The organism is Micromonospora sp. PTRAS2, from assembly GCF_054052245.1.
Map to the genome: position 1 here is coordinate 466851 of NZ_JBSWBU010000004.1, position 14055 is coordinate 480905.

Annotated in this window: 8 protein-coding genes and 1 pseudogene; 7 read left to right on the forward strand and 2 right to left on the reverse strand. The window is 77.0% G+C overall.

Annotated elements, in window-relative coordinates:
• Positions 1 to 31 precede the first annotated feature (31 nt).
• From ACVMYR_RS17105 to ACVMYR_RS17135, 7 genes and pseudogenes are all read left to right on the forward strand, one after another.
• A pseudogene (locus tag ACVMYR_RS17105) lies at positions 32 to 784 on the forward strand (hypothetical protein); the annotation flags it as partial.
• A gap of 125 nt (positions 785 to 909) precedes the next feature.
• Positions 910 to 2523 carry a DNA polymerase Y family protein gene (locus ACVMYR_RS17110; protein WP_457122201.1) on the forward strand — a complete coding sequence of 538 codons (1614 nt, stop codon included), beginning with the start codon at positions 910 to 912 and terminating at the stop codon, positions 2521 to 2523.
• 90 nt (positions 2524 to 2613) lie between these two features.
• On the forward strand, positions 2614 to 6045 hold the full coding sequence (locus ACVMYR_RS17115) for an error-prone DNA polymerase (RefSeq protein ID WP_077939040.1): 3432 nt from the start codon (positions 2614 to 2616) through the stop codon (positions 6043 to 6045).
• 68 nt (positions 6046 to 6113) lie between these two features.
• Positions 6114 to 6881: a methyltransferase domain-containing protein gene (locus ACVMYR_RS17120; protein ID WP_077939041.1), complete on the forward strand. Its 768-nt coding sequence runs from the start codon at positions 6114 to 6116 to the stop codon at positions 6879 to 6881.
• Positions 6878 to 8098, forward strand: a complete 1221-nt coding sequence (locus ACVMYR_RS17125; protein ID WP_457122202.1) for an alkaline phosphatase family protein — start codon at positions 6878 to 6880, stop codon at positions 8096 to 8098. The genes ACVMYR_RS17120 and ACVMYR_RS17125 overlap by 4 nt, the downstream gene beginning before the upstream one ends.
• A gap of 59 nt (positions 8099 to 8157) precedes the next feature.
• Complete coding sequence (locus ACVMYR_RS17130) at positions 8158 to 9417, forward strand: DNA polymerase IV (RefSeq protein ID WP_457122203.1); 1260 nt, start codon at positions 8158 to 8160, stop codon at positions 9415 to 9417.
• A 115-nt stretch (positions 9418 to 9532) separates the two neighbouring features.
• Positions 9533 to 9931 (forward strand): DUF3040 domain-containing protein, encoded by a 399-nt coding sequence (locus ACVMYR_RS17135; RefSeq protein ID WP_043967266.1) that lies wholly within the window; start codon positions 9533 to 9535, stop codon positions 9929 to 9931.
• Positions 9932 to 10211: 280 nt separating this feature from the next.
• Here the strand turns inward: ACVMYR_RS17135 and ACVMYR_RS17140 are convergent, their stop codons facing one another.
• The gene (locus ACVMYR_RS17140; protein WP_457122204.1) at positions 10212 to 12689 is read right to left on the reverse strand and encodes a transglutaminase TgpA family protein; all 2478 of its coding nucleotides are present in this window, start codon (positions 12687 to 12689) and stop codon (positions 10212 to 10214) included.
• 67 nt (positions 12690 to 12756) lie between these two features.
• Positions 12757 to 14055 (reverse strand): DUF58 domain-containing protein, encoded by a 1299-nt coding sequence (locus tag ACVMYR_RS17145; RefSeq protein WP_043969305.1) that lies wholly within the window; start codon positions 14053 to 14055, stop codon positions 12757 to 12759.

Sequence of the window (14055 nt, forward strand, 5' to 3'; positions counted from 1 at the left end):
GACGGGCGAGGCACGACAGGGGGTAGGTCCGATGGCGGGCCGCATGGTGGTCGGTTCCGCCGCACTGGCCGGCCTGGTCCGTCCGGCGAGCGCGCCGGACCCGGCCGGGGCGCACCGGATGCTGCCGGTGGCCGCCGAGCTGACCGGCCTGCTGCCCAGCCGGGGGCTGCGTCGGGGCAGCACGATCGCGGTCGCCGCCGGCCAGCCCCGGCACAGCGGCGGCACCTCCCTGGTGCTGGCGCTGCTCGCCGAGGCGTCCCGGGCCGGCTCGTGGTGCGCCGTGGTGGGGGTGCCGACCTTCGGCGCGGGGGCCGCGGCCGAGGCCGGCATCGCCCTGGACCGGCTCGCCCTGGTGCCGCAGCCCGGGCCGGACTGGCCGACCGTCGTCGCCGCCCTGATCGACGGGGTGGACGTGGTGGTCGCCGCCGTGCCGGCCACCGTCTCCGCCTCCGTGGCCAACCGGCTGGCCGCCCGGGCGCGGCAGCGCGGGAGCGTGCTCGTCCCGTACGGCCGGTGGGACGGCGCGGACGTCACGCTGCAGGTGGTCCGGGGCGTCTGGGAAGGGCTGGGCCAGGGCCGGGGCCGGCTGCGGCGGCGCGAGGTCACCATCTGCGCCCGGGGGCGGGGCGCGGCGGCCCGGCCCAAGGAGATCAAGGTCTGGCTTCCCGGAGACGCGCTCACCCGGGTCATCCCCCGCCCACCCGTCGCGTCGGGCGGCTCCGCCACCGGCCGCTCGGCCGCCGGCCGGCTCCGCCCCGTCCCGCCGTCGTCGGTTGCGCCGCGGTCGGTCGAGTCGCCGCCGTCGCCCGCCGCGTCGTCACTGTCGTCGGCCGTCCCGCTGTCGTCGGCCGTCCCGCCGTCGGCGGACGCACCGCCCCGCCGGGGCGCGCTCACCATGGTCGGCCCGGCGTGACCGAGGTGCCGGTGCGGACGCTGCTGCTCTGGTGCCCCGACTGGCCGGTGCTCGCCGCCGAGCTCGTCGACGGGGTGCCGGCGACCGGGGCGGTGGCCGTGCTGCACGCCAACCGGGTGGTCGCCTGCTCCGAGGCGGCCCGCGCCGAGGGCGTCCGCCGGGGCCTGCGCAAGCGGGAGGCGCAGGGGCGCTGCCCCCGGCTGACCGTCGTCGACCACGACCCGGGGCGGGACGCCCGGGCCTTCGAGCCGGTGGTGGCCGCCGTCGAGGAGTTGGCCGCCGGCGTCGAGGTGGTGCGCCCCGGCGCCTGCGCGCTGGCCGCCCGGGGCCCGGCCCGCTACCTGGGCGGCGAGGAGGTGGCCGCCGAGCGGATCATCGAGCACGTCGCCCAGACCTGTGCGGTGGAGAGCCAGGTGGGCATCGCCGACGGGGTGTTCGCCGCCGGCCTGGCGGCCCGGGACGGGCGGGTGGTGCCCCCCGGCGGCACCCCCGGCTTCCTGGCCGGCCTGCCGGTGGAGGCGCTCGGCCGGCCGGCCCTGGCCGACCTGTTGCGCCGGCTCGGCGTACGCACCCTGGGGGGCTTCGCCGCGCTGCCGGCCGGGGACGTGCTGGCCCGGTTCGGGTTCGACGGCGCGCTGGCCCACCGGCTCGCCGCCGGCCGGGACCACCGGCCGTTGGCCGTCCGTCGGCCCCCGGCGGACCTGGCCGTCACCGCCGACCACGACGAGCCGATCGACCGGGTCGACGCCGCCGCCTTCGCCGCCCGGGCGCTGGCCGAGCGGCTGCACGACCGGCTCGCCGCGCACGGGCTGGCCTGCACCCGGCTGGGCATCGAGGCGGTCACCGCCGACGGCCAGGAGCTGCACCGCGTGTGGCGGCACGACGGGCTGCTCACCGCGGCGGCCGTCGCCGACCGGGTGCGATGGCAGCTCGACGGCTGGCTCGCCGGCAGCGCCGGCCGCCCCGGTGCCCGCCCGACCCGTCCGACGGCCGGGATCATCCGACTGCGCCTGGTGCCCGACGGGGTGCTCGCCCGGGCCGACCTGCAACCCGGGCTGTGGGGGGAGACGGGCGAGGAACGCGAGCGGGCGCACCGGGCGCTGAGCCGGGTGCAGGGCCTCCTCGGCCCCGAGGCGGTGGTCACCGCGGTGCTCGGCGGCGGCCGGTCACCGGACGACCAGGTGCGGCTGGTGCCGTGGGGCGACGAACGGCTGCCCGCCCGCCCCGGCGAGCCGCCCGGCCCCGCCCGGGCCGGGGCGGCCTCGTCGGGGCGGGGCACGTCGCCGCCGTGGCCGGGTCGGCTGCCGCCGCCTGCGCCGGCCGTGGTGCTGCCCGCCCCGCTCGCCGCGACCGTCCACGACGCGGCCGGCGAGCCGGTCGGGGTCAGCGCGCGGCTCCAGCTCACCGCCACCCCGGCGCGGCTGGCCGTCGGCGCGGCCCGCCCGGTGGAGATCGTCGGCTGGGCCGGCCCGTGGCCGGTGGACGAGCGCTGGTGGTCCCCGGCGGAGGCCCGCCGCCGGGCCCGGTTCCAGGTGTGCCTGGCCGACGGGGCGGCCCTCCTGCTGGCGGTCGAGTCCGGCCAGTGGCTGGTGGAGGCGATCTATGACTGACCGCCCGGACCTTCCCGCCGCAGATCTTGGTACGTTTCGGCCCCTCCAGGGGCCGAAACGTACCAAGATCTCCGTGTCACGGGGTGCGCGGTGAGCTTTCACAATCCCGGGATGGGCTGGGGGGAGCTGGAGCGGGTGCTCTCCGGGCGGGGCGGCGAGCCGGGTCGGAGCAGAGAGCAGGGCGGCGCGGGCGGGCGGCACCTGTGGGCCGTGGACCCGCCCGTGGTGGATCCCCTCGCCGTCGACGCCGACGGGGGCGACGGCCCCGCCTGGAGCCGCCGCCGGGGCCGGTACACCCCGCCGGAGCCACCCCACCACACCGGCGGCGGGCCGGGCGGTGGCGGGCCGGGCAGCGGTGCCGTGCCGTACGCCGAGCTGCACGCGCACAGCAACTTCAGCTTCCTCGACGGGGCCAGCCACCCCGAGGAGCTGGCCGAGGAGGCGGCCCGGCTCGGGCTCACCGCGCTCGCCGTCACCGACCACGACGGCTTCTACGGCGTGGTGCGCTTCGCCGAGGCGGCCCGCGCGCTGCACCTGCCGACGGTCTTCGGCGCGGAGCTGTCCCTCGGGCTGCCCGGCCCGCAGAACGGCGAGCCCGACCCGCTCGGTGCGCACCTGCTGGTGCTCGCCCACGGCCACGAGGGATACGCGCGGCTCGCCGCCACCATCTCCCGGGCCCAGCTGCGCGGCGGCCAGAAGGGCCGCCCCGACTACGGGGAGCTGGAGGAGGTCGCCGCCGAGCTGCGCGACCACGTGCTGGTGCTCACCGGCTGCCGCAAGGGGCACGTGCCGGCCGCGCTGCTCACCGCGGGCGTCGACGCGGCGGCCCGGGAGCTGGACCGGCTCACCGCGCTGTTCGGCGCGGAGACGGTGGCGGTGGAGCTGACCGACCACGGGCACCCGGTCGACGGCGACCGCAACGACGCGCTCGCCGAGCTGGCCCGCGCCGCCGGGCTGCCCACGGTGGCCACGAACAACGTGCACTACGCCACCCCGGGCCGCCGCCGGCTGGCCACCACCCTGGCCGCCGTGCGGGCCCGGCGCAGCCTCGACGAGATCGACGGCTGGCTGCCCGCCGCCGGCACCGCCCACCTGCGCGACGGGGCGGAGATGGCGGCGCGGTTCACCGCTTACCCGGGTGCGGTGGCGCGGGCCGCCGAGTTCGGCGCGGAGCTGGCGTTCGACCTGCAACTGGTCGCGCCGAAGCTGCCGGCGTACCCGGTGCCGCCGGGGCACACCGAGATGAGCTGGCTGCGCGAGCTGACCATGGCCGGGGCCCACGAGCGGTACGGGCCGCCCGCGGCCCATCCGGAGGCGTACGCGCAGCTCGACCACGAGCTGCGGATGATCGACGAGCTGGGCTTCCCCGGCTACTTCCTGGTGGTCTACGACATCGTCGCGTTCTGCCGCGCGCAGGACATCTACTGCCAGGGCCGGGGGTCGGCGGCCAACTCGGCGGTCTGCTACGCGCTGCGGATCACCAACGTGGACGCGGTGCGGCACCGGCTGCTGTTCGAGCGGTTCCTCGCCCCGGAGCGCGACGGGCCGCCCGACATCGACGTGGACATCGAGTCCGACCGCCGGGAGGAGGTGATCCAGCACGTCTACGCCCGGTACGGCCGGGAGCACGCCGCCCAGGTCGCCAACGTCATCTCCTACCGGCCGCGTTCGGCGGTGCGGGACGTGGCGAAGGCGTTCGGCTTCTCGCCCGGCCAGCAGGACGCCTGGAGCAAGCAGATCGACCGCTGGGGCTCGGTCGCCGCGGTCGACGCCGAGGACGTCCCCGAGCAGGTCGTGGCGTACGCGAACGAGTTGCAGACGTTTCCGAGGCACCTGGGCATCCACTCCGGCGGGATGGTGATCTGCGACCGGCCGGTGATCGAGGTCTGCCCGGTGGAGTGGGGGCGGATGCCCGGCCGCAGCGTGCTGCAGTGGGACAAGGACGACTGCGCCGCCGTCGGGCTGGTCAAGTTCGACCTGCTCGGCCTCGGCATGCTCTCCGCCCTGCACTACGGCTACGACATGATCGGCGAGACCCTCGACCTGGGCGACATGACGCTGGACGACCCCGAGGTCTACGACATGCTCTGCCGGGCCGATTCGGTGGGGGTGTTCCAGGTGGAGAGTCGCGCCCAGATGGCCACCCTGCCCCGGCTGAAGCCCCGCGAGTTCTACGACCTGGTGGTGGAGGTGGCGCTGATCCGGCCCGGCCCGATCCAGGGCGGCTCGGTGCACCCGTACATCCGGCGGCGCAACGGCCAGGAGCCGGTGGCGTACCCGCACCCGCTGATGCGCAACGCGCTGGAGAAGACCCTCGGCGTGCCGCTGTTCCAGGAGCAGCTGATGCAGCTCGCCATCGACCTGGCCGGCTTCGACGCGGCGGAGGCCGACCAGCTGCGCCGGGCGATGGGGGCGAAGCGGTCGGTGCAGCGGATGGCGCGGATCGCCGACCGGCTCTACGCGGGGATGGCCGAGCGGGGCATCGCCGGGGAGCTGGCCGACGACGTCTACCGCAAGCTCACCGCGTTCGCCAGCTACGGCTTCCCGGAGAGCCACGCGATGAGCTTCGCCTACCTGGTGTACGCCAGCTCCTGGCTGAAGCGCTACCACCCGGGGCCGTTCCTGGCCGCGCTGCTCAACGCCCAGCCGATGGGCTTCTACTCGCCGCAGACCCTGGTCGACGACGCGCGGCGGCACGGCGTGCAGGTGCGCCGGCCGGACGTCAACGCCAGCGGCGCGAAGGCGGTGCTGGAATCCACCCCGGAGACCCGGTGGGGGAGCGTGCCGGGCGAGCCGCCGCACGCGTGGGGGCTGGGCGGTCCGGCGGTGCGGCTCGGGCTGGGCGGCGTGCGTACCCTCGGCGATCCGGTTGCCGAGCGGATCGAGGCGGAGCGGGCGGCGCACGGGCCGTACCGCGACATGCCGGACCTGGCCCGGCGCGTGGGCCTGTCGGCCGCGCAGCTGGAGGCGCTGGCCACCGCCGACGCCTTCGCCTGCTTCGGTCTGACCCGGCGGCAGGCGCTCTGGGCCGCCGGGGCGGCCGCCCAGGACCGGCCGGGCCGGCTGCCGGGCACGGTGACCGGCGCGACCGCGCCGACGCTGCCCGGCATGGACGCGGTGGACCGCCTCGTCGCCGACGTCTGGGCGACGGGCCTGTCGCCGGAGAGCCACCCGGCCCGGTTCCTGCGCGACCGGCTCGACGCCCTCGGCGCGGTGCCGATCGCCCGGCTGGGGCGGGTGGAGCCGGGCCGGCGGATCCGCGTCGGCGGGATCGTCACCCACCGGCAGCGGCCGGCGACCGCCGGCGGGGTCACCTTCCTCAACCTGGAGGACGAGACCGGCATGCTCAACGTCACCTGCTCGCCGGGGCTGTGGCAGCGCTACCGGAAGGTGGCGCGCACCAGCGCCGCGCTGGTGGTGCGCGGCCGGTTGCAGCGGCACGAGGGGGTGACCAACCTGACCGCCGACCGGCTCGACCCGATCGAGCCGCCGGTCGCCCCGGCCTCCCGCGACTTCCGCTGACGGTGCAAGGAAGGGCACCTTGTTAACGCTTTCTGCATAGCAGGGGCCCCCTGTTAACACCGCCAGGGCTGACTAGGCTCGACCGTGTGGAGCAGACCAGTACCCGGTTCACCGGCCCGCCGTTGACCCCCCGTACCGCCGTCATCTGGTCGGTGCTCCGGGCCGAGCTGGAACGCCGCGCCGGCGACCGGCTCACCGTCCTCGACGTGGGCGGCGGCACCGGCGGCTTCGCCGTGCCGCTCGCGCAGGCCGGGCACCGGGTCACCGTGGTCGACGCCAGCCCTGACGCGCTCGCCGCGCTCACCCGCCGGGCCGCCGAGTCCGGCGTCGCCGACCGAGTGCGCGCCGTGCAGGGCGACGGCGACGCCCTCGCCGGGCTGGTCGAGCCGGCCAGCGTCGACCTGGTGCTTTGCCACTCCGTACTGGAGGTCGTCGACGACCCCGCGCCCGTGGTGGCCGCGCTGGTCACCGCGCTGCGCCCGGGCGGCGCGGCGAGCGTGCTGGTGGCCGGGCAGGCCGCCGCGGTGCTCGGCCGGGCGATGAACGGCCACCTCGACGTGGCCGCCGCCCTGGCCGCCGACCCGGCCGGCACCGCCGGCCCCCGCGACACCCTGCGCCGGCGCTACGACGCCGACCGCGCCGCCGCGCTGCTGGCCGCCGCCGGTCTCACGGTCGAGGAGATCCACGGGGTACGCGTCCTGGCCGACCTCCTCCCCGCCGCCGTCGCGGACGGCCAGCAGGCCGCCGTGGTCGAGCTGGAGCGGGCCCTGGCCGCCCGGCCGCCGTACCGGGACCTCGCGGCCCAGCTGCACCTCTTCGCCCGCCGCCCGGCATGACCGCCGCCGTCCCGCCCCCGCCCGGGGAGCCCGCGCGCAGGGCCGCCGTCCCGCCCCCGCGCCCGCCCGCCGATCCGCTGGCCCCGGTGCCGCCCCGCTACGGCGGGGCGAGCCTCGCCGACGTGCTGCCCAGCGCCCTGGCGGTGCTCGGCGTGCCCGGGGCCGTCGACCTGCTCGGCCTGACGCCGGCACTCGCCGGGGTGCGGCGGGTCGCGGTGCTGCTGGTCGACGGGCTCGGCTGGTACCAGATCCCCACCGCCGCCCCGCACGCGCCGACCCTCGCCGGGCTGGCCGCGACCGTCGGCCGCCCGCTCACCTGCGGCTTCCCGTCGACCACCCCGACCAGCCTGGTGACGCTGGGCACCGGGGCCGCGCCCGGCGTGCACGGGGTGCTCGGGTTCCGGGTGCGGGTGCCCGACACCGACCGGGTGCTCAGCCACATCGAGTGGACCGGCGACCCGGAGCCGCTGCGCTGGCAGCCCGTCGCCACCCAGCTCGAACGCGCCCGCGCCGCCGGGGTCGCGGTGACCGTGGTGAGCCGCCCCGAGTACGCCGGCAGCGGGCTCACCCTCGCCGCCAACCGGGGCGGCGACTACCGGGGCGCCGCCGACGCCGCCGCGCTGGCCACCGCGATGCTGACCGCGCTGCACGCCGGGGCCGGGCCGACCCTGGTCTCCGGCTACCACCCCGACCTGGACCGGCACGGCCACCTCTCCGGCGTCGACTCGGCGCCGTGGCGGGCCGCCGCGGCCGGGGTGGACGCGCTGCTCGCCCGGCTGGTCGACGGGCTGCCGCCGGACGCCGCGCTGCTGGTCACCGCCGACCACGGCCAGCTCGACGTGCCGCCGGCCGACCGGATCGACTTCGACGCCGACGACCGGCTGCGGGCCGGGGTGCGGGTGCTCGCCGGGGAGCCCCGGGTCCGCTACCTGCACGTCGCGCCGGGGGCGGCCGACGACGTGGTGGCCGCCTGGTCGGCCGTGCTCGGCGACGCGGCCCGGGTGCTGCGCCGCGAGGAGGCGGTGGCGACCGGCTGGTTCGGGCCGGTGCCCGAGGCGCACCTGGGCCGCATCGGCGACGTGGTGGTGGTCTGCCGGGGCACGTCCGCCGTGGTCGCCACCCGCTCGGAGCACCCCATGGACTCCCGACTGGTGGCCTACCACGGGTCGGACACGGCCGCCGAGATGACGATCCCGCTGCTGGTGGTGCGCGGCTGAGCGGGGCGGCGCGGCCCCGGGGGCCGCGGCGTGTCGTACCCGGGGGCTAGCCTGCGGGGATGGGTCGCAGTCAGTCGTTGCCGCGCGGCGGCGACCCGCGCTTCGGGCCCGACGGCGACGACTCCGGCAGCCCGATCCTGCACGTCGACATGGACGCCTTCTACGCCTCGGTCGAGGTGCGCCGCCGCCCCGAGCTGCGGGGCCGGCCCGTCGTGGTCGGCGGGGTCGGCACGCGCGGCGTGGTCAGCGCCGCCAGCTACGAGGCCCGCCGGTACGGCGTCCGCAGCGCCATGCCGATCATGCGGGCCCGGGCGCTGTGCCCGCACGCGGTCTACCTGCCGCCCGACTTCGCGCAGTACACGGCGGCCTCCCGGGCGGTGATGCAGATCCTGCGGGACGTCACGCCGCTGGTCGAGCCGCTCTCGCTCGACGAGGCGTTCCTCGACGTGGCCGGGGCCCGCCGGTTGTTCGGGCCGCCCGCCGAGATCGCCCGCGGCATCCGCGCCCGGGTCGCCGAGGAGCAGGGGCTGACCTGCTCGGTGGGGGTCGCGCCGAGCAAGTTCGTGGCCAAGCTCGGCTCCACCCGGGCCAAGCCCGACGGGCTGCTCGTGGTGCCGGCCGACCGGGTGCTCGATTTTCTGCGCCCCCTGCCGGTCGACGCGCTGTGGGGCGTGGGGGAGCGCTCCGCCGAGACGCTGCGCCGGCTCGGGCTGGCCACCATCGGCGACCTGGCCGAGGCGCCGCGCGGCATGCTCCGCAAGGCGCTCGGCGAGGCCGCCGCGGCCCACCTGCACGAGCTGGCCTGGGGGCGGGACCCGCGCCGGGTCAGCCCCGAGCAGGTGGAGAAGTCGATCGGCGCGGAGGTGACGTTCGACGCGGACGTGGCCGACCCGCTGGAGATCCGCCGGGCCCTGCTCGCCCTCGCCGAGAAGGTCGGCGCCCGGCTGCGCCGGGCCGGGCAGGTCGGCCGCACGGTGTCGATCAAGGTGCGCATGGCCGACTTCCGCACGGTCAGCCGGTCCCGCACCCTCGACGTGGCGACCGACACGGCGCGGGAGATGTTCGACACGGCGTGGGCCCTCTACACCATCCTCGACCCCGGTGAGCGGATCCGCCTCGTCGGGGTGCGGATGGAGGGTCTCGCCCCGGCGGGCGAGACGCCGCAGCAGCTGACGCTGGGCGCTCCCGAGCGCGGCTGGCGGGAGGCGGAGGCCGTGGCGGACGCCGCCGCCGCCCGATTCGGGCGTTCCGTCATAGGTCCGGCGAGCCTGCTCGGCCGGCGCGATCCCGGGCGAAACGAAAATCCGCCCCGCCCATAGGTCGTCCCGCTTTCCGACGCGCGACCCCCCTCGTAGACTTGTCGTTAAGCAGCCGGTTGGCTGCCACGGTCTGTCGGTCCGACCGGGCCGACCAGCGTGACCGGGGAGGAGTGCCGTGCCGCTCTCGGAGCACGAGCAGCGGCTGTTCGAGCAGATCGAGCGGTCGCTTGCCGAGGACCCAAAATTCGCCTCGGCCGTGCGTGCCAGCGATCCGCGCTTCCACGCGCGGCGTCGTCTGCTCGTCGCTGCCGGCGCGATCATCGTTGGCCTGGCTCTACTGGTCTACGGTGCGGTGATCAAGACCCCGCCGCTCGCGGTGGTGGGTTTCGTCATCATGCTGGGTTCGGCGGCGTACGCGGTGCAGTCGCACCGCAAGGCGCAGTCCCCCGACCTGCACGTGGTCGGGGGGACGACCACCAGCCGACGCCGCCCGCGCGGGCGGTCCGGCCGGCGGTCGTCGTTCGTGGATCGGATGGAGGACCGGTGGCGGCAGCGCCCGGAGGGGCACCGCTGACCCGGTTCCACCGCTGATCCTCGGTCCCGCCGGCCTGGCGGGACCACGCTGATCCGGCCCGCCGACGGCGGGCCGCTGCTTCCTGCCCGCACCCGGAGCCACGGGCGCTGCTTCCGCATGCGGAGCGCGCGTTCGGTGGCCGGTTGCGGTGGAATCACGTCGGCGTGTCGTGTACTGGAAGCAGCCAACGTTCTCGGCTGCCGCCCGGCCAGCCCGTCGTCCGCCAGCCCGCTCGCCAGGGCCAGTCCCCGACGACGGGAACGGCGTTGCCGGACGGGGGTCAGCGGCCGGTGCGGGTGGCCAGCAGGCGGCGCGGGCTCCAGCGCAGCAGCCGGTAGCGGGCGTCGCCCGTCCTGGCCACCAGCCGGGAGGACGTGTTGCCCAGCGCGGTGCGCCAGCGCAGCAGCACCGACGGCGGCAGCACCGCCGCCAGCAGCCGCGTCCGCCGGTCGGTCCGGGTGGCGAGCGCGCCCCGGACGGCGCGCAGCGCCGGGTGCAGCTCCCCGCCCGCGAGCGGGGTGCGGGCGTACCGGGCCAGCTCCTCGGCGCGGCCCAGCAGCCGCACCGCCGTGGCGGCGGAGGCGTCCTCGCCGACGGCCTCGGTGACCAGGCGCTCGGCGGTCGCCCTCGGCGTCTCCGTCCGGTCCACCCGGACCCGGTAGTCGACCAGGGTGTCGAGCAGCTCGTCCCAGGCGGCGTGCGCGTCCGCCCGCGCCCGGTCGGGGTCCAGCACCACCGTGACCGGTCGCCCCGCCTCGCCGGCCGGGCCCACGCCGGCGTCCACCGTGGCCGGTGCGAGCGCCACCGCCGGCCGGGCGGCCCGCCGGCGGCGCAGCGCCATCCGCCGCAGCGCCGGCACGGCGAGCAGGGCCAGCAGCGCCAGCGCGCCGGCCGCCCACCACGGCCACACCGGGGCCTGCCGGGTCGGATCGTTCGCCCCGACCGCCAGGCCGGCGTCGGTGTCCTGGTCGGCGGCGTCCGGGTCGGTGGCTTCCGGCGCTGCCTCCGAGTCGTCGGGGGCGGCCGGGGCGCCCGGCTCGGTGGCCGCCGGCTCCGGCGCGTCGGTGTCCGGTGCCCACGCCGAGCGGGTCGAGCCCTGCACCCCGTACGCCGGGGTGGCGTCGAACGGCACCCAGCCCATCCCGTCGAAGTAGACCTCCGTCCAGGCGTGCAGGTTGCGGTTGGTCAGCACGTACCCCTCGTCGGTGCGGCCGGTGCCGTTGGTGAAGCCGAACGCCACCCGGGCCGGGATGCCGGCCGACCGGACCAGCCACGCCATCGCCGCCGCGTACTGCTGGCAGAAGCCGGCCTTGTTGTTGAGGAAGTCGACGATGTCCTGACCGCTGGTGCCGCCCTTCGTGGTCAGGCTGTAGGTGAAGCCGTTGTCCGCCGAGAAGTGGTCGTAGATCGCCCGGACCTTGTCGTAGTCGGTGCTGCGGCCCCGCACGAGGTCGGCGACCAGGGTGTCGACCTGCTCCACCGGCGGGGTGGCGGTCTGCTGGAGCCGGATCGGGTGGTCCGAGGGCAGCGACGGGGCCCGCCGCAGCGCCGTCGGCGTGTACGTCGACCGGACGTACTCGAACGAGTAGCGCTTGCCGCGGGAGTTCTCCCGGTTGGAGAAGACCACCTGCTGGTTCGGGTCGTAGAGCCAGTTGCCGCTGAGCTCCTCGGTGCGCACCGGCTCGGCGTAGGCCGGCAGCAGCGGCATGTTGAGGTTCTTCGAGACCTCCACGGTGGCCCGGTATTGTGCCCGCTCGACGCCGTTGCCGGTGCCGGAGCGCTGGGTCGGGTCGGGCAGGTCCCGGGTGACGGGCCGCCCGGTCGGGTTGCGCACCCGGAAGCCGTCGGGCCGCAGCTCGTCGGCGACGCCGTAGCGTAGGTAGAACGGGTTCGGCTCGGTGGTGGTCACCGTGACCATCTCGTAGACCTCGGACTGGTTGAGCTGCCCGCTCAGCGAGGCGAAGAGGTCGATGCGGCCCGGGTTGCCGCCCTGGCCGTTGCCCGACCCGGTGCCGGTGCCTGCGCCCACGGCGTTGAGCAGGCCCCCGGTCATCCCCGGCACCGCCAGCGGCAGCGCCACCGCCAGCACCACCCCGACCACGGCGAGCCGCCGCCCGGCGGCGGCCAACGGCGAGGACTCCCACACGTCCACGTCGCGGCCGTCCCCGGTGAACCGGCGGCCGAACCGGCGGACCCGGTCGACGTTGTCGGTGACCAGCAGCCACAGGTAGCCGGCCGCGCCGACCACGAACGGCACGGCGGGGACGCTGTCGACGTAGACGGCGACGGGCACCGAGTAGATGGCCAGCATCGGCAGCCCGGCCAGCGCCGGGCGGCGCAGGCCGACGGCGAGCACGTCCACCACCACGGCCACCCCGCCGATGCCGAGCACGCTGACGAACAGCAGCGGGTCGGTGTCGGGCACCTTCACCCCGTACGAGCGCATGTCCACCACGGACGCGCTGAGCAGCTCGCCGAAGTGGGCGAACGTGCTCGGCGTCGGCAGGAACGCCACCAGCTCGGTGCCGGCGGGGAAGAGCCAGGCCAGCGCGAGCGTCAACCCGCCGAGCATGCCCAGCACCTGCCCCCACAGCGGGGCCCGGACCAGCCGGGTCAGCGCGGCCACCCCCGCGACCACGGTGACCGCGATGGCCGCCTGGATGAGCCAGGTCCAGCGCTCGAAGATGGCCGACAGCGGGGCGGCCGCCAGCAGGGTCGCGGCGGCGGCCACGAAGCCGAGGTTGCGGGTCGCGGTCACGGGGGAGCCTTTCGGGGTCATCTTCCCGCCGGGGCGGGCCGGCAGGTGCGCCCGACCCGGCGGATCGTCACTTGACGCCGCCGGCCACGGTCTCGGCCAGCGCGGCCCGCAGGGCGAACCCCTGCGAGCCCCGGCCGGCCTGCGGCCACAGCGCGGGCAGCCGCGCGCCGTGGTCGACCCCGACGACCCGCCACCCGCTCTGCAGCAGGGCGAGCGCGGCGGCGCCGTGCGCGTGGTCGGCCTCGGCCCGGGCCCGGGGCGCGAGGTGGAGCCAGGTGGAGCTGTCCAGCAGGAAACCGACGCAGGTCGCGCCGTTGCCGCGCAGGCCGGCGAGCAGCTCCGCCTCGGCGGTGCTCACCGCGCCGAACAGGCCGATGATCAGGCCGCCGTCGCCGCGCTGGCGGACCTGCCGCACCAGCGTGGTGATGTCGCCGCGCGGGTCGAGGCGGACCTCGGCGAGCTGGTCGAGCAGCAGGCCGTCCCCGGCGGCCTCGGTGGCGTCGACGTCCGCGCCGTCGCCGGTGACCAGGCGCAGCTTGTAGCCGGCCTGGCGCAGGTGCACGGCGATGCTGGCCGCCGCGGAGACCGCCCACTCGAAGCTCGCCGTGGGGCCGTCGCCCCGGTGGCCGTAGCCCCGGGTGTCCAGCACCACCGTCGCCCGGCTCTCCCAGGGCTGCTCCTCGCGGCGGACCATCAGCTCACCGGTGCGGGCCGTCGACTTCCAGTGCACCCGGCGCAGGTCGTCGCCCATCCGGTACTCCCGGGTCGCCGCGTCGTCCTCGCCGTGCACCGCCACCGACCGGGCGCGGCTGGAGCCGCTGCCCGCGTACTCGCCGGGGAGCCGGACCGAGGGCAGCGGGGTGACCTGCGGGATCACCGTGAGCTGGTCGACGCTGGGGAACGACCGGGTCAGCTCGCACAGCCCGAACGGGTCGGTGAGCCGGACCACCAGCGGGCCCACCTCGTACCGGCCGCGCACGTCCGCGCGGACCGTGTACGCCACGGAGCTGGCCTGGTGCGCGCCGAGCCGCTCCAGCACCACGCGGGGCCGGCTGCCCAGGGCGTACGGCAGCCGGTCCTCCAGCAGCAGCGTGCCGGTGGGCAGGCGGGACATGTTCTGCAACCGCAGCACCACCCGGGAGCTGGCCCCGACCGGCACCCGGTGCGGGTCCAGCGACCGGTTGCAGGCCAGCTTGTAGCGGCTGCGCCCCACGTACGCGGCGGCGAGCAGCGGCAGGACGGCGAGCAGCACGGCCACCCGGAGCAGGTCCTTCTCGCCGAGGATGACGGCGGAGACCGCCGCGGCGAGCGCGGCGGCCAGGAATGAGCGGCCACGGGTGGTCAGGCCCCGGAGCCCGTCGCGCAC